Here is a 16,818-nt window from a genome sequence, read left to right as displayed (position 1 = left end):
CTCATTTTAATTAAGGAGGCAAACATGAGCGAAGACAACGCAGTTAATCTCAAGACGTCGCCGGTGACGGAAGTCGTCGACCGGACCGAGTGGGCTCAGATGATGACGGACGACGAGTACTATCCGTTCCTCATCAAGAAGAACCTGCGTCCCGCCATCTGGCGCTGGCAGGATGTGGTGGAGCGGCTGGATGTGGTGATGAAAGACCCGCTGCGCAACGCGGATCGGCGCTTCATTGCGCTGGTTCATGGCGATACCGGCGAAGCGGGTGGCGTGTTCCCGTCAATCTTTCTGGGCATTCAGGCGATCAACCCGGGTGAGCACATCGTCGCGCACCGTCACAACTCGTACGCGCTGTATCACATCATGCAGGGCGAAGGTTACTCGATCCTGGACGGCAAGCGCTTTGATTGGAAGCGCGGCGACACGTTCGCCTGCCCACCGATGGCCAGCCACGAGCACATCAACACCGGCACTGAGCCCGCGATCCAATACGTGATCCAGGACATGCCCGCACGTGCGATGGAACGCAACCTGATCTGGGAAGAACCGATGGGCCACGTCTTCCACGCGGTGGAGGGAAATCGCCCCCATCAACCGTGATGTGACGGCACCTCTTTGGAGGTGCCAGCCAGACTGCTGGCAGACCGCATGTTTTCCGAAGCGTGGGGTTTGTTGTCGTCGCGGAGCAGCCTGTAGATAGCCTCACCTCAGTTCGAATTCCAAGCTTCTCCGGCTGCCCGACCGATGACGCCTGCGTCGTAACCCAGTCGCTCCGATGCGAGCGCGGCGCAATCGAGCAACGACTTGATATGCGCCGATTCTCCGGAAAGCGGCAGGTCGTTGTCCCGTCCAAGCACGCCGATCACGACAGTGACTTTACCCTTGTGATCGTAGATAGGAGCGGCGACGGCATTGATGCCGGGTACGCTCAGCCCCGAGATTGCCGCGTAACCGTTTGCGCGTACTTCTCCATGGAGTTCGCGCAGTTGGGCCGACGTAAACTTTTGCCCGGAAGCGGAAAGCGTGTGCTCCTGAAACCTGGCTGCCCTCTTCACACGCTCCTCGGGCAAATAGGCTGCGAATACCCGTCCCGCCGCGCTACGGTGAATGGCCAGTTGCGCTCCGACGCGGATGTTCATGTAAACGGGGCTGTCGGCTTCCTCCAGCAAACAGACGACCGGACCCATATCGGTCCAGATCGCGCCGAAAGTTGTATCTCGCGTGGCGTCCCTCAACTGTGCGATTGCCCGGGCCGCTTCCTTGACCGGTGAGCACGCCCATAGTCCGGAGAGTCCTATCGCGATCGCGCCCCGACCAACCCCGTAGTAGCCGCTGGCCGCGTCCTGCTCGACCAGTCCCGCTCGCGTGAGGCTCACCAGGTAGCGGTGCACCTTGCCGACGGGCATGCCGCATTTCGCCGCGAGTGATCGCAAGGGAACGAGCGTTCCAAAAGTCGCGAGTGCTCTGAGAATTTCCGCCCCGATTTCGACCGACTGAATGCCGGGGCGCTGGTCGTCGGCCTGATCGTCCTGCTCGGCTTTCATTTCTACGTTCATCGCCTTCCTTTCATGGATTGGTGCAAAGGGTATCAGCGGCATCACTTGCCTTCAACCTGCGCCGTCCTCGCTGCCGTGCCGAACCTTCGCGACGGGTACGCTTGACGGGCGATATTTCATCTTATATTGTGTGATGCATCATACAATGTATTATTAGAAGTGAACCCAAAAAGGAGAAGGAGATGACCATGGAGCTTGATCACGCTGGCGTGCGCGCCCAACTCTCGAGCGATGCATCCGCGCTCAATCTGGTGGAGTTCTGGGAACAGCGTATGGAGATCGAAATTGAGGAACCGCGGCCGAGGGCTGTGCCGTATCACTGGCAGTGGTCCGATATCCAGCCGCGGCTCGCGGTGGCCGCCAGGACCGTGCCAATCGAGGAATGCGAGCGGCGGGCTCTGGTGTTCGCCAATCCCGGGCTGTCTGGCAAGCCCTACATCACGCAGACGATATTTGCGGCCTATTCGCTGTACAACCCGGGGGAACAGGCGCCGGTCCATCGCCATACGCCGAATGCGAGCCGCTTCGTGCTGGAAGGCAAGGGCGGGTTTACCGTGGTGAATGGCGAGAAGATCCTGATGTCGCGCGGCGATCTCGTGCTGACGCCCAACGGCTGCTGGCACGATCACGGAAACGAAGGGACGGAACCGGTCATCTGGGTTGACGTTCTCGATGTTCCGCTAGTCGAGTCGCTCAATGCAACGATGTTCGAGTTCGACTACGTCGAAGATGAGCAGCGCAGGACGGTCCAGTCAATCGCCGCACCGTCGGGTCATTCCACGCATCTGTATTCGCGCGGGGGACTCACGCCGACCTTCGTTGACCACCGCAGGGGCCGCGTCGATCACTCCCCGATGTTCGTCTATCGATGGAAGGACACGCGGGCAGCGCTCGATGCCATGTCCAGTCTGCCTGGCAGTCCATACGACGCGATCACGGTCGAATACACAAACCCGGTTAGCGGCGGCCCTGTTATGCAGACAATGTCTTATAGAAGCACGTTGCTGCGCGCAGGCGAACGGACACTGCCCCAAAGGCGAACTTCTTCCTCAGTATTCGTCGTGCTGGAAGGCACCGGAAAAACCGAAATCAACGGGAAAACTTTCGAGTGGAAACCCAACGATGTATTCTGCGCGCCCCCGTGGTCGTGGTATCAGCATGAATCGACCGGCGGCGAAGCAGCGCTTTATTCGGTGACTGACGAGCCCGCTCTCAAGAAACTCGGCTTAATGCGCAAACAGGCGCGTAACGACGACGGAACCATTTTTGAACTGGAGGTAGCATGACCGCAGCGCAATTCCCGTCCGGCTGGCAGACAGTTTCTCAGCAAGAAGACATCGAAGCGTTCTGCGTCGGTCCCGCCCACGGCGAGGACGATGCACCGCGCGGCACCGTTCTGCTGCTTCAGGAAATCTTCGGCGTGAACCAGGCGATGCGCCACATCGCGACGAAACTGAGCGAGAAGGGATTCAGGGTGGTGTGCGCAGACGTTTTCGGCCATCTCGAGCGCCGGGTCGATCTCGGCTATAGCGAGGCCGACCGCCAACGTGGCTTCGCACTGCTTCAGGCATTTAACCCGGAGACAGCACTCAATCACTGCAATGCCGTAGCGGAGTGGGCGCGTCACCTACCCGGCGCCAATGGCAAGCTGGCCGTTGTCGGGTTTTGCATTGGCGGCCTGCTCGCGCTGAAGTATGCCGCCCGCTTTCATTGCGACGCCGCGGTTTCTTTCTACGGAGTGCGGGTTCACGAGCATCTGAAGGAGTTGCGCACTATCGAATCTCCGCTGCAATACCACGTAGGCGAAGACGATACGCACATACTTCCCGAGCATGTCCGTGCCGTCGAGAGTGTCGTCAGCGGCATGCCGAACGCCACCGTATACACCTACAAGGGCGCGCAACATGGATTCTTCAATTCGTTGCGCGAGGAGGCGTTCAACCGGGAGGCTTTCCTCGCAGCGGATCACCGCATGCTCGAACTGTTGACGGAGCGACTTCGATGATTCCGGCGTTCCAGTTTGAGTGCCACTCGCCGACAGTCCTGTTCGGGGCAGGCCGCGTCGCGGACCTCGCGGGCCGTCTCGATCAGATGGGAAAGTCGCGCGCACTGTTCGTCACAACGGAGGGCGGCGCCCGCCGCTACCGGGAAGTCGCCGAGGTGCTCGCGTCCCGGCTTCGCGCCTCGTTCGATGGCGCGTTGCCGCACTGTCCACTCGAGGTGGCGAATGCTGCACTAGACGCGTTCCGTCGGCGGGAATGTGATGCCATTGTCACCGTTGGAGGAGGGTCGACTGTCGGCCTCGGCAAATATATTGCGGCGGAAACCGGCGCCCCCCATATCGCATTGCCGACCACGCTCTCGGGGTCGGAGATGACGCCGCTGTTCGGGGTGCTGGTGGATGGCGAAAAGCGCACCAGGCGGGAGCCCAGGGCGCTCGCCAACACCGTCATTGTCGATCCGGTGCTCGCGCAATCTTTGCCGATCCGCGAGACAGCGACCACTGGCATGAATGCACTCGCACATTGCATCGAGGCGCTGTATGTTCCGAAGAGCAATCCGTTGACCAACCAGCTCGCGCTGACCGGCATCGACATGCTCTACCGTGCGTTGAAGAAGCTGGCGGACGAGCCTACCGACCTGGAAGCCCGGACCGAGGCGGCTTATGGCGCGACGATTGGCGGCTTGATGGTCAACTCGGTGGGCATCGGCATGCATCACCGGATCTGTCACGTACTGGGCGGGCGCTTCGAGGTGCCCCACGGCGAATCCAACTGTGTCGTGCTGCCGCACGTGCTTGCTTACAACGCGTCGGCGATACCCGAGGCATGCGCGGCGATGGAGTCGGTGATGGGCGCGCATCCTGCGGTGGCACTGTACCGGCTCGCGCGCAGTTTGGGGGCTCCCGCCTCGCTAGGCGAGCTGGGCGTTCCGGCCGACAGCATTGTCGCCATCGCCGCGGAATCTCACCACCACATCGACCACAACCCCTTGCCTGTTGACGAGGCAGCCGTGCTCAACTTGCTGCAAGCCGCATGGACTGGAGAGGAGCCGTCCTCGAGGTAAGCGGCGCGGGAGTTCATCGCACTATCCATCCGACACTGGCGGTTTCCCCTTGAGGCCGCTAGCGGCTGGCGTGTATCGCATGAGCTGGGCGATACCGGCCGTCCGGCTCACCCGCTTTGCTCGGTGATTGCCCGCCCGGCGTGTCGAGCGGGAATACGGGCGAGCGCAGCAACACGGTAGACAGTCGGCGTGTTGCGGTCACAAACACAGGGCCACGCACAAAGATACAGAGCCGTTTATATGTTTGATTAGTATGCCAAAAATTACAAAACACCGGTCGTTAAAAAAAGGAGACGTCAATGGAAATGCGTAGTCTGTTGAGGAGTGTCGCGTTCTTTTCGCTCATGCAAGCGTCATGCCTCGCCCACAGCCAGAGCAGTGTCACGCTATACGGCATCATCGATACAGGAGTCGAATACTACAACCATGCAGCCGGTGGTGGCAGTTTTGCCGGTGTGCCCACATTGACTGGCGAAATGCCTTCGGAGTGGGGATTGACGGGCGTGGAGGATCTCGGGGGCGGCAACAAGGCGATTTTCAGGCTGGAGAGCGGCTTCGCGCCGGGTACCGGCGGCTTCAATTTCGGTGGCCGGGAGTTCGGGCGGCAGGCGAACGTGGGGCTGCAGACCGCCTACGGCTCGTTGACACTTGGTCGGCAGATCAACATGACGACCTACACACTCCTGAACGCCGACGTTATCGGACCGTCGATTCATTCGTTGTACGTCTTCGACAGCTATCTGGCCTATGCACGCAGCGACAACGCCGTTGGCTACATGGAAAAGTTTGCGGGTGTGACCGTCGGCGCCACGTACAGTTTCGGGCGTGACGCTGCCGGGCCCGCCGGCCCCTCCGCGACGAATTGTCCGGGCCAGGTGGCCGGCAATTTCCTCGCCTGCAAGCAATACACCGCCATGATTGCCTACGATTCGTCCCACTTCGGGGCGGCGGCATCGTATGACCGGATGCGTGGCGGCGCGGGGGCGTCGGCACCGCTGACCAGTAGCGCCTACACAGACACTCACACTGTCGTCGATGGCTATTTCAAGCTCCCGAGCGTGAAGGCAGGCGGTGGCTGGATTCACCGTAACCTGTCGGCCGGCGCGGCAAGCACACTCTATAACCTGTACTTTTTCGGACTCACTTATACGCCGATAGCGTCGCTAGCCCTCGACGCGCAGGTCGACAAATACATCCAGTCGGGCGTGACGAGTTCGACCGGGCTGGCTGCGCGTGCCAGCTACTATCTGAGCAGGAGTACGTCCGTCTATTCATCCGTGGGTTACATGATCAACGGCCGTCACGGCAGCACGCCGGTATCCGCCGGCGGTACGGTCGAGGCAGGTGCGGAGCAGCTTGGCGTGATGCTCGGTATGCGCCACCTATTCTGAATCGGGGGCACGACTGCGTTGCACCTCGACCCGATGCGCGGGCATGTAGTCTCCACAACTGGGAAACAACCAGACGCAATGTCACCTGCAGGATCGCAACGCCACAGGGGCGGCATGTTGCACAGTCGGTTCGCGGCCGCCCCGTTTCCGTGCCTGGCGCTCGTCTTCATGGCGCAGCCTCGTTGGAAAATGCAGGACGCCGGGTTCGTGACGGACATGGCTCTCACCCTCGTGCGGCATCCGAGAACGTATCGGCAATCAGATTGCGCAGCCATTGGTTGCCCGGTTCCTTGTGCAATTTCGCATGCCAGAAGATGTTGATGTCGATCCCTGGCAATTCGACCGGATGCTTGACGTACGCGAGCTTGAATGGCGCCAGACACTCCATCGCGTAACGCTCCGGAACCGTGGCGATCATATCCGTATTGGAAAGGATGTGCCCGACGGCGACGAAATGTGGCACGGTAAGCCGGACGTTTCTGCGAATGCCTTTTCGCTCGATCATGTCGTCCACTTGCGCATGTCCTGTTCCCGGAGAAACGACAACCACGTGGTCGGCTTCGGTGAACTGTTTGAGGGAAATTTTCCTCCCTTGAAGCGGGTGACCTTGGCGAAACATGCATACATAAGCCTGATGGAAGAGGCTGCGCTGAAAGAATCCGGCCTTTAGTTGTGGCAGCAAACCCATTGCAAGATCGATCTGTCCCGCTTCCATCGCATCCCGTAGATTCACCGACGTGTTGCGCAGCGTGCTCACAGAAACATGGGGGGCGACGTGCGCCAGCCTGTCCATTAGCTTGGGCAAAAAATAGATTTCCCCCACATCGGCCATACCGATGGTGAATCTTCGCGTGCTCGTGTCGGGGGAAAACTCCGGTTGCTGGTTCAAGGAGCTTCGAATCGTGCTTAACGCGAAGCTGATTGGCTCTGCAAGCTGACTTGCGTAGGGGGTTGGTTCCATCCCCTTTGGTGTGCGAATGAAAAGATCGTCATGAAGCAGCTTGCGTAAGCGGCTGAGCGCATTGCTCACGGACGGTTGCGTTAAACCAAGCTTGTCAGCCACTCTGGCTACACGACGCTCGATGAGCAGTTCGCTAAATACGACCAGCAGGTTCAGGTCGATGTCATTCAGTTCCACGATTTCATTCACAAGGTAAATGTTGGCAATTCACGATATCGCATTTACCAATGTTAGAGCAGTTCATAGAATTCATCCACGATAGATTTCCGAGTTGAACAAATCTCATGAAGCTAGTTGTCTGTCCGCTCAATCGCACGATGACTGTACTTCTTAAACAGCGCGGGATACCGCCCGAGCATATCTACGCCGACGCGTTCTACTCGAGCGGCCCGTAAATCGGAGACAACTCCCATGCAAAGTCACACCGTTGAACCAGAGCAAGCGCGGGCGAGGCGCGAATACTACGACCGCATCAGTCAACAGAACCTGACGCCGTTGTGGGAAGTGCTTGGCCGCTTGGTCACGCCGACGCCGGCCTCTGCCGCCGTGGCGGCCCTGTGGGGCTACGCCGAGATTCGCGAGCCTCTCATGGAAGCAGGCCGCCTCATCAGTACAGCCGAGGCTGAACGCCGCGTACTGGTCCTCGAGAACCCCGCGCTGCGCGGGCGTTCGGCCATCACGCAATCCCTGTATGCGGGCCTGCAACTGATCATGCCCGGCGAGGTGGCGGCGGCCCATCGCCACACTCAGTCGGCGCTGAGGCTTCTACTTGAAGGCGAGGGCGCATATACCGCTGTCGATGGGGAGCGCACCACGATGCGACGAGGCGACTTCATCCTTACCCCTTCCTGGATATGGCACGACCACGGAAATCCTGGCACTCAGCCGGCTGTTTGGCTCGATGGGCTCGACGTGCCACTGGTGCAGTTCCTTGATGCCAGCTTTTCGGAGCGGGCGAGTGTGACCACTCAATTGCCCATCAGGCCGGAAGGGGACAACCTGAAGCGATACGGCGCGAACATGCTGCCTATCGACCACCAGCCCGTTGGTGTCTCATCGAGCCCAGTGTTCGTCTATCCCTACGAACGTACCAGGGAATCGCTGCTAGGGATTGCTCAAGGGGAGCCGGACAAACACCTCGGTTTCAAGCTGCGTTATGTGAACCCTGCCACCGGCGGATCACCGATGCCGACGATCGGGGCCTATGCGCAGAGGCTCCCTCGCGGTTTTGAGACCCGACCTTACCGATGCACTGACGGTACCGTCTACGTCTGTCTGGAGGGTTCCGGCCACGCCGAAATAAACGGGACCGCGCATGGCTTCGGTCCCAATGACATCTTTATCGTTCCTTCCTGGAATGAGCTGCGCATCCATGCAACAACGGACACGCACCTGTTCAGTTTCAGTGATCGTCCGGTCCATCAGGCGCTTGGTCTTTGGCGCGAGTCGCGGGAGTAAAAGAAATGACAAACCACATCGATTTCGCAGTTTCGCCTTCACCCCTTTACTCGCTGACCGTACATGGGAGCGAGAAGCGTTTTCCGGTCAATCGCATCTTCTGCGTCGGCCGTAACTATGCGGCCCACGCGCGCGAGATGGGCAAAGATCCGGACCGGGATCCGCCGTTCTTCTTTATGAAGCCGGTCAGCGCCATCGTGGACGCCTCGGCGCCCGTGTCGGTTCCCTATCCGTCGATGACCTCGAACTACCAGTACGAGGTCGAACTCGTGGTTGCCATTGGCAAGGGCGGCTTTGAGATTCCGGCGAGCGAGGCGCTCGATCATGTGTTCGGTTACGCCGTTGGACTGGACATGACGCGTCGCGACCTGCAGCTTGCGGCTCGCGACGCAGGCCGGCCGTGGGAGTTTGGAAAAAGTTTCAGTGAGTCGGCTCCGATTGGGGCTGTGCACCCCGTCGGCGAAACTGGGCATCTGAACTCGGCGGCGATTGAATTGACGGTCAACGGAGCGACCAGGCAGGCATCCGATGTGGCAAAGCTCATCTGGTCAACTGCGGAGTGCATCGCGCACCTGTCGCTCTACGAACCGCTGCGCCCTGGCGATCTGATCATGACGGGAACACCAGAAGGCGTCGGTCCCGTGGTGGCTGGAGATGTGATGCGTGGCCGAATCGAAGGACTCCCGGAAGTGAGCGTGACCGTGATCCAGCGGACGATGGAGGCAACACAATGACATCCACCCTATTTCCCCAAACCGTCAAGTGGGAAGGCGAGGGTACCAGTCGTATCCCGTTCACGGCATACACCGATGAGTCGACGTACAAGAAAGAGCTGGAGAGATTCTTCTATCGCAAGCACTGGTGCTATGTCGGCCTTGAAGCCGAGATTCCGAACCCCGGCGACTTCACCCGTACCGTAATTGGTGAGCGGTCCGTCATCATGGTCCGAGGCGCCGACGGCAATATCAACGTCATCGAGAATGCGTGTGCCCATCGCGGCATGGCGTTTTGCAGAGAGCGTCACGGGAACAGGAAAGACGGGTTCACCTGTCCGTACCACCAATGGAATTACACGTTGGAGGGGGATCTGCAGGGCGTTCCATTTCGCCGGGGTGTGAAGCAGGACGGTAAGGTGCTGGGCGGCATGCCAGCTGACTTCAAGATGCAGGACAACGGCTTGACGAAGCTGAAGGTCGCGACACGGGGCGGGGTGGTTTTTGCCTCGTTCGACCACGGGATCGAGTCGTTCGAGGATTTCCTGGGTCCGACTATCTTGCAGTGTTTCGACAGGACGTTCAACGGCCGGAAGCTGAAGGTTCTCGGATACAACCGGCAGCGCATTCCGGGCAATTGGAAACTGATGCAGGAGAACATAAAGGATTCCTATCATCCCGGACTTCTGCATACGTGGTTTGTGACCTTCGGACTCTGGCGTGCCGACAACCGGTCCGCGCTGAAGATGGACGCGCACAAGCGGCATGCCGCAATGATCTCCACACGGGGCAACTCGCTCAAGGCGTCGGAGGTGTCGCAGGTCGCGCGCTTTAAGGAGGACATGCAACTCAACGACCCGCGCTTCCTGGATATCGTGACGGAGCCCTGGTGGGGCGGCCCGACTGCGGTCATGACGACCCTCTTTCCGAGTGTCATCCTCCAGCAGTCGGTCAACAGCGTCTCGACGCGGCAGATTCAGCCCAACGGACACGGCTCCTTCGACTTCTTCTGGACGCACTTCGCGTTTGAGGACGATTCCGAGGAGATGATCCAGCGACGGCTGAGACAGGCCAATCTGTTCGGCCCGGCCGGCTTCGTCTCGGCCGACGATGGCGAGGTGATCGAATTCTCCCAGTCGTCGTTCGAAAGCCGTCCGTTTCATCGGGCACTGGCCGAGCTCGGCGGCCATGAGGTCGCCGACACGGATCATATGGTGAGCGATACGCTCATCCGGGGCATGTACCGCTACTGGCGCGAAGTCATGGAGGCACCGGAATGATGGAAAACCTGAAAGACTGGATGGCGCTGACGCAGTTGTACGCAGACTACGCGAGCGCGGTGGACTCCGGCAACTGGAACCTGTGGCCGGAGTTCTTCACCGAGCGGTGCATCTACCGTCTGCAGCCCCGGGAAAACTTCGAGCGCGGATTTCCACTGGCGACGCTGTCGTTCGAAAGCCAAGGGATGCTCAAGGATCGCGTCTACGGCATCCAGGAGACGCTTTTCCACGACCCGTACTATCAGCGGCACATTGTGGGTGCGCCTCTGGTGCACAAGGTCGAGGACGGTCGCATCTACAGCGAAGCCAACTACGTCGTGATCCGCACGAAGCTGAACCAGCTGTCGACCGTATTCAATGCGGGTCGTTACATCGACGAAATAGTTTCAACACCTAACGGTCTGAAGTTTGCGTCGCGTCTGGCGATCTACGACAGCGAAATGATTCCGAACTCCATCATCTACCCGGTTTGATCATGAATACCGATGCGATTTTTTCGTGGCAGGACGTCATCGCGGTCGATGACGTGCCGGTGACGCAGGCCATCCGGACCTATCCCGTCAGGATCGGTAACGACCGGGTCTACGTCGCTTTTGAGTAGCAAGGCGTTCCACCAGAACATAGAGAAGGATGTTTCGATGAAGCCAGTTTTTGATTTCTTCTGCCATTCGCCGACCGTCATGTTCGGCGCTGGCCGCTTCGCCGATCTGCCGATCCGACTGGAGCAGCTGGGAAAATCGCGCGCCCTGCTCATCACGACGGAGGGAGGCGCCCGCCGTTATCGGGAGGTCGCGGAGGTCCTCGCGTCGCAGCTTGCCGCCTCGTTCGATGGTGCCGTACCGCATTGCCCTATCGAGGTGGCGCGCGCTGCACTCGAGACATTCCGCACGCGTGAATGTGACGTCGTCGTCACCGTTGGCGGGGGCTCGACGATCGGCCTCGGCAAATATATTGCGGCGGAAACTGGCGCGCCCCATATCGCATTGCCGACCACGCTCTCGGGGTCGGAGATGACGCCGCTGTTCGGGGTGCTGGTGGATGGCGAAAAGCGCACCAGGCGGGAGCCCAGGGCGCTCGCCAACACCGTCATTGTCGATCCGGTGCTCGCGCAATCTTTGCCGATCCGCGAGACAGCGACCACTGGCATGAATGCACTCGCACATTGCATCGAGGCGCTGTATGTTCCGAAGAGCAATCCGTTGACCAGCCAGCTCGCGCTGACCGGCATCGACATGCTCTACCGTGCGTTGAAGAAGCTGGCGGACGAGCCTACCGACCTGGAAGCCCGGACCGAGGCGGCTTATGGCGCGACGATTGGCGGCTTGATGGTCAATTCGGTGGGCATCGGCATGCATCACCGGATCTGTCACGTACTGGGCGGGCGCTTCGAGGTGCCCCACGGCGAATCCAACTGTGTCGTGCTGCCGCACGTGCTTGCTTACAACGCGTCGGCGATACCCGAGGCATGCGCGGCGATGGAGTCGGTGATGGGCGCGCATCCCGCAGTGGCACTGCAGCGACTCGTACGCGCTCTAGGGGCTCCGGTCGCGCTGCGCGAGCTGGGCGTTCCGGCCGACAGCATCGCCGCCATCGCCAGTGAATCTTTTCACCACATCGATCACAACCCCTCGCCTGTTGACGAGGCAGCCGTGCTCAAGTTGCTGCAAGCAGCATGGGCTGGAGAGTAGCCGTCCGTGAGGTAAGCGGGGCACGGGGGCATCGCACTATCCATCCGACACTGGCGGTTTCCCCTTGAGGCCGCTAGCGGCTGGCGTGTATCGCATGAGCTGGGCGATACCGCCGTCCGGACTTGCAAGGAACCTGGAAGTCGATCCACACAGAAAAATGCGCAACCTCTGATCTGATTGATTAGCAGACCATAGGTTACAAAGTGCCGGTCATTAAAACAAAGGAGACGTCAATGGAAATGCGTAGCGACTGGAGTCTTTCCTGCACCGAATCGGTACTACCCGGAATGCGCGACTTCTGCGTGAAAAACGGGCGTTGGGTTCTACTGCAATAAAGACGTCGATTGGGGCGGCGTGTCGAGGTGCTTGTATCACGTTCGCGGTAAGTGTGACGGGTCGACGTCGGCCCGGTCCGGTCGTCCTCAAAAAGTTTTTGCATATATCTGCGAAGTCAGATATATTGCGCATCAGAAACGGAGATATCAGGGATGAGTCATTATTGCGACGACTTTTTTGGACCCGGTCATAGCATCGTCTTTGCGTTGAGCAAAGCACGCCACCTGCTCACGGCGGAAATGGATGTGGCGCTCTCGGGCACCGGCGTCACCAGTTCGCAGGTCGGCGTGCTGCTGCTCCTGTCGCGGGACAGGGCGCACACTTCGGTGGGATTGTCCAGGCTGCTTGGCATCGATTCGGGATTCGTTACACGGATGCTCGACCGTCTGGAAAGACAGGGTCTCCTGCGCCGGGCTCGCATCAGTGCGGACCGGCGGGTGGTCAGCCTGACGCTGACCGAAGCAGGGCGGGATGTCGCCACGCGGATCGCGGAGATTGCGCCGGCGATGTTGAACCGGCGCCTGGCGGGCTTTACCCCACTGGAATTCGCAACCTTGTGCAGGCTCCTCAACAAGTTGCTGGAAGGGTAGGCCGTTTTTTTTATTCTAATATCTGACATATCAGATAAATGACGACATTGTCAGGACAACCGATCGTCAAATCCCCTTAAAGGACGCAACATGAATCCGCCGAAAAACGCGAGCGCTCCGGCGCCATTGGTTGGCTGGCAGTTCGCACTGGGCACGTTCGCCGTGGCTCTCGCTACCTTCATGAATGTGCTGGACTCGTCGATCGCCAACGTCGCGATCCCGACGCTCTCGGGCGACCTCGGCGTGTCGGTCGACGAAGGCACATGGGTCATCACGATGTTCTCCGCGGCCAACGCGGTGTCGATTCCGCTGACCGGCTGGCTCACGCAGCGGGTCGGGCAGGTGAAGCTCTTCGTGGCCGCGATCCTGCTGTTCGTGGTGTCGTCCGCGGCGTGCGGCCTCGCGCCGAACCTGCCCGTGCTGCTCGTGGCGCGCATCGTGCAAGGCGCGGTGGCGGGGCCGCTGGTGCCGCTGTCGCAATCGCTCCTGCTCGCTTCGTTTCCGCGGGAAAAAAGCTCGAGCGCGCTGTCGCTGTGGGCGATGACCGCAACGGTCGGGCCGATCGCCGGGCCGGCTCTCGGCGGCTGGATCACCGACAACTACAACTGGTCGTGGATCTTCTACATCAACGTGCCCGTCGGCCTCTTCGCCGCCGCGGTGATCTGGGCGCTCTACCGCAAGAGCGAAACGCCGTCGCGCAAGCTGCCGGTCGACAAGATGGGGCTCCTCTCGCTGATCGTCTGGGTGGGCGCGCTGCAGGTCATGCTCGACAAGGGCAAGGATCTCGACTGGTTCAATTCGCCGGTGATCTGGGCGCTCACGATCGTCGCGCTGGTCGGGTTCGCGTTCTTCCTGATCTGGGAGCTGACCGAGGCCAGGCCGATCGTCGACCTGCGCCTGTTTAAGGGACGCAACTTCCTGGGCGGCACTATCGCGATTTCGGTCGCGTACGCGGTCTTTTTCGCCAACCTTGTGATCCTGCCGACGTGGATTCAGGAGTACCTGGGCTACCGGGCCGTCGACGCCGGCATGGTGACCGCGCCGCTCGGCATCTTCGCCGTGCTCCTTGCGCCGGTGATGGGCAAGGTCATGCCGAAATCGGACGTGCGGATGCTGGCGACGCTCGCGTTCCTGGGTTTCGCCGGCGTGTTCTTCATGCGCTCGCTCTACACCACGGACGTCGACCCCTACACGCTCGTGTTGCCCACGCTGTTGCAGGGCATCCCGATGGCGCTGTTCTTCACGCCGCTCACGGCGATCATCCTGTCGGGCTTGCCGCAGGAGAAGATCCCAGCGGCCGCGGGCCTGTCGAACTTCGCGCGGATCTTCGCCGGTGCGGCGGGGACGTCGCTCATGAGCACAGTCTGGAACGACCGGACGATCCTGCACCATTCGCAGCTCGCCGAGCAGACCAGCGTGAACAACCCGGCCTACGTGCACGCGCTCGCCGGTATTCAGACGACGCTGCACGCGAGTCTCTTCAAAGCCCAGGCCTTCTTCGAAACACAATTGAGCGCACAGGCGTCGATGCTTGGCCTGAACGATGTGTTCTGGTTGTCGGCGGTGATCTTTGTCGTAATCATTCCGCTCATCTGGATCACCACGCCCGGCAAGGACGGTGCCAGGAACGCAGCGGGCGCGGGCGGTCACTGAGCAGCGCGCGTCCCGGACGGGAAGAAATCGGAAAATTGTTCTTGCAGAAATCTGACTTTGCAGTTATTGTGCGAGTCACTCACATTGAGGCGCACCATGAAGCACTACACGCCCGAAAACTTCTCGCTGACACAGAGCGTCGGATTCTTGCTGACCAAGGCTCGCAACCTGATCACTGCGGAAATGGACACGGCCCTCGAGGATCTCGACATCACCGGCCCACACATGGGCATTCTCCTCGCAATGCAGCGCGGCCTGGCCTCCACGCCGTTCGAGCTCTCGAAGATGTTGTCCGTCGACACCGGACTGATGACGCGGATGCTGGACAAGCTGGAAACGAAGGGGTTGCTGGAACGCTCGCGCAGCGTGGACGATCGTCGGGTGGTTAACCTGATGCTGACGAAGAAGGGCGAAGAAATCGCGGCCAAGATTCCGGGTATCGCGCCGGAAGTGCTCAACGCGCGGTTGAAGAAGTTTACGAGGGCGGAGTTCGAAGAGCTGTGCCGTCTGCTTAACAAGTTCATTGGAGAGTGAGCGCCGCGGCGCTCCCCTTTTTTTAAGCATTAATCGGACAGGTCAGAAAATGAAAGTGCAGATTATTAAATCCGGCAGCGGTATCCGTGTAATGAAGGCGGGGCTGTCGGCGATCCTGGCTGCGGTGCTCTCGGCATGCGCCAACTATGCGGGCATCCACAGCGACAAGCAGATGGCCCGGCCGCAACAGTTCGCGACGACGCAAAGCCTGCCGGGCGAAAGCGGTCACTGGCCGGCGGCTGGCTGGGCCGACCAGTTCGGTGACGTGCAACTGAAGGCCTTGCTCGAGGAAGCGCTCAAGGGCAGCCCGACGATTGCGCAGGCGCGCGCCCGCATCGCCGGGGCGCAAGCCTATGCGGAAACCGCGAAGGCCAGCACGATGCCGCGTGTCGACGCCGATTACTCGCTGACGCGCCAGCAGTTCAGCGGCACGGCGCAAGTGCCGCCGCCCTACGCGGGTAGCTGGCAAACCCAGAACAGCGGGCTGTTGACCGCTTCATACGATCTGGATCTGTGGGGCAAGAATCGCGAAGCGCTGAAGGCGGCGGTCTCCCAATTGCAGGCAAGCGAGGCCGACGCGGAAGTCGTCAGGCTCACGCTCACGACCGCGATCGCTCGCACCTATAACCAGCTTGCGCGGCTTTACGTGCTGCGCGATATCGCACAGCAGGAAGTCGAGCGCCGCGAACAGATCGACCGCATCACGGCCGGCCGCATCGCGACCGGGCTCGATACCCAGGTCGAGCGCAAGACGGCGCAGGCGAATCTCGCGACCGCCCGCTCGGCGCTCGCCGCGCTCGACGGCAGCGTCCTGACGACCCGCTACCAGTTGGCCGCGCTCATGGGCGAAGGCCCGGACCGCGGGCTCGCGATTGCGCGGCCTGCGCTTGGCGTCGGCGACGAGGTGCGCCTGCCGGACAACCTTCCCGCCGACCTCGTGAGCCGCCGCCCGGACATCGTCGCGGCCCGCTGGCGCGTCGATGCGATTACGCACGAAGTGAAGGAAGCGAAGGCCGAGTTCTACCCGGACATCAATCTGAGCGCCGCGATCGGTCTGGATTCGTTCGGTTTTGGCCGCTTCCTGACGGCGGCGAGCCGCACGGCCAGCGCGGGTCCGGCGATCCATCTGCCGATATTCGACGCGGGTGAACTGCGTGCGCAATTGAAGGGCCGTTACGCCGATTTCGACGACGCCGTCGCGACTTACAACCAGACGCTGATCAGCGCCTTGAGCGGCGTGGCGACGCAACTCGCGCAGATTCGCTCGAGCGACGTGCAGCTTGGCGATGCGCAAACCGCGCAGCAAGCCGCGCGCGAGGCCGACGATCTGGCGATCACGCAGTACAAGGGCGGACTGACCAATCAGCTGACCGTGCTCAGCGCCGACATGAACGCGCTGCGGGCCGATCAGGCCGTCGCCAACCTGCTGATGGACCGGCGCGACCAGCAGATCGCGCTCGCATCGGCGCTCGGCGGCGGCTACGTCGATACGTCATCCGACTCGGCACACAGTGCGGCTTTAGCCACGCATTCCAACTCCGTCGTCGCCGCGCGTTGAACCGGCACGTTCGCAAACTCTTTGGAGAATT

General features: G+C 60.7%; 17 protein-coding genes. 15 read left to right on the top strand and 2 right to left on the bottom strand.

Annotation, left to right across the window (positions count from 1 at the left end):
* Nucleotides 1–24: 24 nt before the first annotated feature.
* Nucleotides 25–603, top strand: coding sequence for a cupin domain-containing protein (locus AYM40_RS33100; RefSeq protein WP_063500179.1), 579 nt, complete (start codon nucleotides 25–27; stop codon nucleotides 601–603).
* Nucleotides 604–710: 107 nt separating this feature from the next.
* On the opposite strand, the gene AYM40_RS33095 is transcribed toward AYM40_RS33100, so the two are convergent.
* A complete protein-coding gene (locus AYM40_RS33095) occupies nucleotides 711–1,559 on the bottom strand; it encodes an IclR family transcriptional regulator (RefSeq protein WP_158515373.1) in 849 nt (282 codons plus the stop codon).
* Between the two features lie 188 nt (nucleotides 1,560–1,747).
* Between AYM40_RS33095 and AYM40_RS33090 the strand changes: the two genes are divergently transcribed.
* The 4 genes from AYM40_RS33090 to AYM40_RS33075 all read left to right on the top strand — a co-directional run bounded on the left by AYM40_RS33090 (nucleotide 1,748) and on the right by AYM40_RS33075 (nucleotide 6,016).
* Nucleotides 1,748–2,845 carry a cupin domain-containing protein gene (locus AYM40_RS33090; RefSeq protein ID WP_158515372.1) on the top strand — a complete coding sequence of 366 codons (1,098 nt, stop codon included), beginning with the start codon at nucleotides 1,748–1,750 and terminating at the stop codon, nucleotides 2,843–2,845.
* Entirely contained in the window at nucleotides 2,842–3,564 is a 723-nt protein-coding gene (locus AYM40_RS33085) for a dienelactone hydrolase family protein (protein WP_063500178.1), read from the top strand. Before AYM40_RS33090 ends, AYM40_RS33085 begins: the two co-directional genes overlap by 4 nt.
* Nucleotides 3,561–4,625, top strand: a complete 1,065-nt coding sequence (locus AYM40_RS33080) for a maleylacetate reductase (protein ID WP_063500177.1) — start codon at nucleotides 3,561–3,563, stop codon at nucleotides 4,623–4,625. The genes AYM40_RS33085 and AYM40_RS33080 overlap by 4 nt, the downstream gene beginning before the upstream one ends.
* Nucleotides 4,626–4,924: 299 nt before the next feature.
* Nucleotides 4,925–6,016 (top strand): porin, encoded by a 1,092-nt coding sequence (locus AYM40_RS33075; RefSeq protein ID WP_420488496.1) that lies wholly within the window; start codon nucleotides 4,925–4,927, stop codon nucleotides 6,014–6,016.
* 223 nt (nucleotides 6,017–6,239) lie between these two features.
* Here the strand turns inward: AYM40_RS33075 and AYM40_RS33070 are convergent, their stop codons facing one another.
* Nucleotides 6,240–7,154: a LysR family transcriptional regulator gene (locus AYM40_RS33070; protein WP_063500865.1), complete on the bottom strand. Its 915-nt coding sequence runs from the start codon at nucleotides 7,152–7,154 to the stop codon at nucleotides 6,240–6,242.
* Nucleotides 7,155–7,388: 234 nt separating this feature from the next.
* On the opposite strand from AYM40_RS33070, the gene gtdA reads away from it, so the two are divergent.
* The 10 genes from gtdA to AYM40_RS33025 all read left to right on the top strand — a co-directional run bounded on the left by gtdA (nucleotide 7,389) and on the right by AYM40_RS33025 (nucleotide 16,787).
* On the top strand, nucleotides 7,389–8,435 hold the full coding sequence (gtdA, locus tag AYM40_RS33065) for a gentisate 1,2-dioxygenase (protein WP_063500176.1): 1,047 nt from the start codon (nucleotides 7,389–7,391) through the stop codon (nucleotides 8,433–8,435).
* Nucleotides 8,436–8,452: 17 nt separating this feature from the next.
* Nucleotides 8,453–9,169 (top strand): fumarylacetoacetate hydrolase family protein, encoded by a 717-nt coding sequence (locus AYM40_RS33060; protein ID WP_063500864.1) that lies wholly within the window; start codon nucleotides 8,453–8,455, stop codon nucleotides 9,167–9,169.
* On the top strand, nucleotides 9,166–10,428 hold the full coding sequence (locus AYM40_RS33055) for an aromatic ring-hydroxylating dioxygenase subunit alpha (RefSeq protein WP_063500175.1): 1,263 nt from the start codon (nucleotides 9,166–9,168) through the stop codon (nucleotides 10,426–10,428). Before AYM40_RS33060 ends, AYM40_RS33055 begins: the two co-directional genes overlap by 4 nt.
* Nucleotides 10,425–10,901 (top strand): aromatic-ring-hydroxylating dioxygenase subunit beta, encoded by a 477-nt coding sequence (locus AYM40_RS33050; RefSeq protein ID WP_063500174.1) that lies wholly within the window; start codon nucleotides 10,425–10,427, stop codon nucleotides 10,899–10,901. Before AYM40_RS33055 ends, AYM40_RS33050 begins: the two co-directional genes overlap by 4 nt.
* Nucleotides 10,902–10,903: 2 nt before the next feature.
* The gene (locus AYM40_RS43330) at nucleotides 10,904–11,029 is read left to right on the top strand and encodes a hypothetical protein (RefSeq protein ID WP_256390489.1); all 126 of its coding nucleotides are present in this window, start codon (nucleotides 10,904–10,906) and stop codon (nucleotides 11,027–11,029) included.
* Nucleotides 11,030–11,066: 37 nt separating this feature from the next.
* The gene (locus tag AYM40_RS33045; RefSeq protein WP_063500173.1) at nucleotides 11,067–12,116 is read left to right on the top strand and encodes a maleylacetate reductase; all 1,050 of its coding nucleotides are present in this window, start codon (nucleotides 11,067–11,069) and stop codon (nucleotides 12,114–12,116) included.
* Nucleotides 12,117–12,604: 488 nt separating this feature from the next.
* On the top strand, nucleotides 12,605–13,042 hold the full coding sequence (locus AYM40_RS33040; protein ID WP_063500172.1) for a MarR family winged helix-turn-helix transcriptional regulator: 438 nt from the start codon (nucleotides 12,605–12,607) through the stop codon (nucleotides 13,040–13,042).
* Nucleotides 13,043–13,132: 90 nt separating this feature from the next.
* Nucleotides 13,133–14,695, top strand: coding sequence for a DHA2 family efflux MFS transporter permease subunit (locus AYM40_RS33035; RefSeq protein WP_063500171.1), 1,563 nt, complete (start codon nucleotides 13,133–13,135; stop codon nucleotides 14,693–14,695).
* 96 nt (nucleotides 14,696–14,791) lie between these two features.
* Complete coding sequence (locus AYM40_RS33030; RefSeq protein WP_063500170.1) at nucleotides 14,792–15,229, top strand: MarR family winged helix-turn-helix transcriptional regulator; 438 nt, start codon at nucleotides 14,792–14,794, stop codon at nucleotides 15,227–15,229.
* 49 nt (nucleotides 15,230–15,278) lie between these two features.
* Entirely contained in the window at nucleotides 15,279–16,787 is a 1,509-nt protein-coding gene (locus tag AYM40_RS33025) for an efflux transporter outer membrane subunit (RefSeq protein ID WP_063500169.1), read from the top strand.
* Nucleotides 16,788–16,818: the final 31 nt, after the last annotated feature.

The organism is Paraburkholderia phytofirmans OLGA172 (assembly GCF_001634365.1).
Taxonomy (GTDB): domain Bacteria; phylum Pseudomonadota; class Gammaproteobacteria; order Burkholderiales; family Burkholderiaceae; genus Paraburkholderia.
Note: the sequence above shows the minus strand (reverse complement) of the source record. Positions and strands in the feature narration are given on the sequence as shown.

Coding starts and splice junctions, on each gene's coding strand:
- AYM40_RS33080 (WP_063500177.1), top strand. CDS start 3,561: ATGATTCCGGCGTTCCAGTTTGAGTGCCACTCGCCGACAGTCCTGTTC.
- AYM40_RS33090 (WP_158515372.1), top strand. CDS start 1,748: ATGGAGCTTGATCACGCTGGCGTGCGCGCCCAACTCTCGAGCGATGCA.
- AYM40_RS33045 (WP_063500173.1), top strand. CDS start 11,067: ATGAAGCCAGTTTTTGATTTCTTCTGCCATTCGCCGACCGTCATGTTC.
- AYM40_RS33030 (WP_063500170.1), top strand. CDS start 14,792: ATGAAGCACTACACGCCCGAAAACTTCTCGCTGACACAGAGCGTCGGA.
- AYM40_RS33085 (WP_063500178.1), top strand. CDS start 2,842: ATGACCGCAGCGCAATTCCCGTCCGGCTGGCAGACAGTTTCTCAGCAA.
- AYM40_RS33050 (WP_063500174.1), top strand. CDS start 10,425: ATGATGGAAAACCTGAAAGACTGGATGGCGCTGACGCAGTTGTACGCA.
- AYM40_RS43330 (WP_256390489.1), top strand. CDS start 10,904: ATGAATACCGATGCGATTTTTTCGTGGCAGGACGTCATCGCGGTCGAT.
- AYM40_RS33055 (WP_063500175.1), top strand. CDS start 9,166: ATGACATCCACCCTATTTCCCCAAACCGTCAAGTGGGAAGGCGAGGGT.
- AYM40_RS33025 (WP_063500169.1), top strand. CDS start 15,279: ATGAAAGTGCAGATTATTAAATCCGGCAGCGGTATCCGTGTAATGAAG.
- AYM40_RS33075 (WP_420488496.1), top strand. CDS start 4,925: ATGGAAATGCGTAGTCTGTTGAGGAGTGTCGCGTTCTTTTCGCTCATG.
- AYM40_RS33040 (WP_063500172.1), top strand. CDS start 12,605: ATGAGTCATTATTGCGACGACTTTTTTGGACCCGGTCATAGCATCGTC.
- AYM40_RS33095 (WP_158515373.1), bottom strand. CDS start 1,559: ATGAACGTAGAAATGAAAGCCGAGCAGGACGATCAGGCCGACGACCAG.
- AYM40_RS33035 (WP_063500171.1), top strand. CDS start 13,133: ATGAATCCGCCGAAAAACGCGAGCGCTCCGGCGCCATTGGTTGGCTGG.
- gtdA (WP_063500176.1), top strand. CDS start 7,389: ATGCAAAGTCACACCGTTGAACCAGAGCAAGCGCGGGCGAGGCGCGAA.
- AYM40_RS33100 (WP_063500179.1), top strand. CDS start 25: ATGAGCGAAGACAACGCAGTTAATCTCAAGACGTCGCCGGTGACGGAA.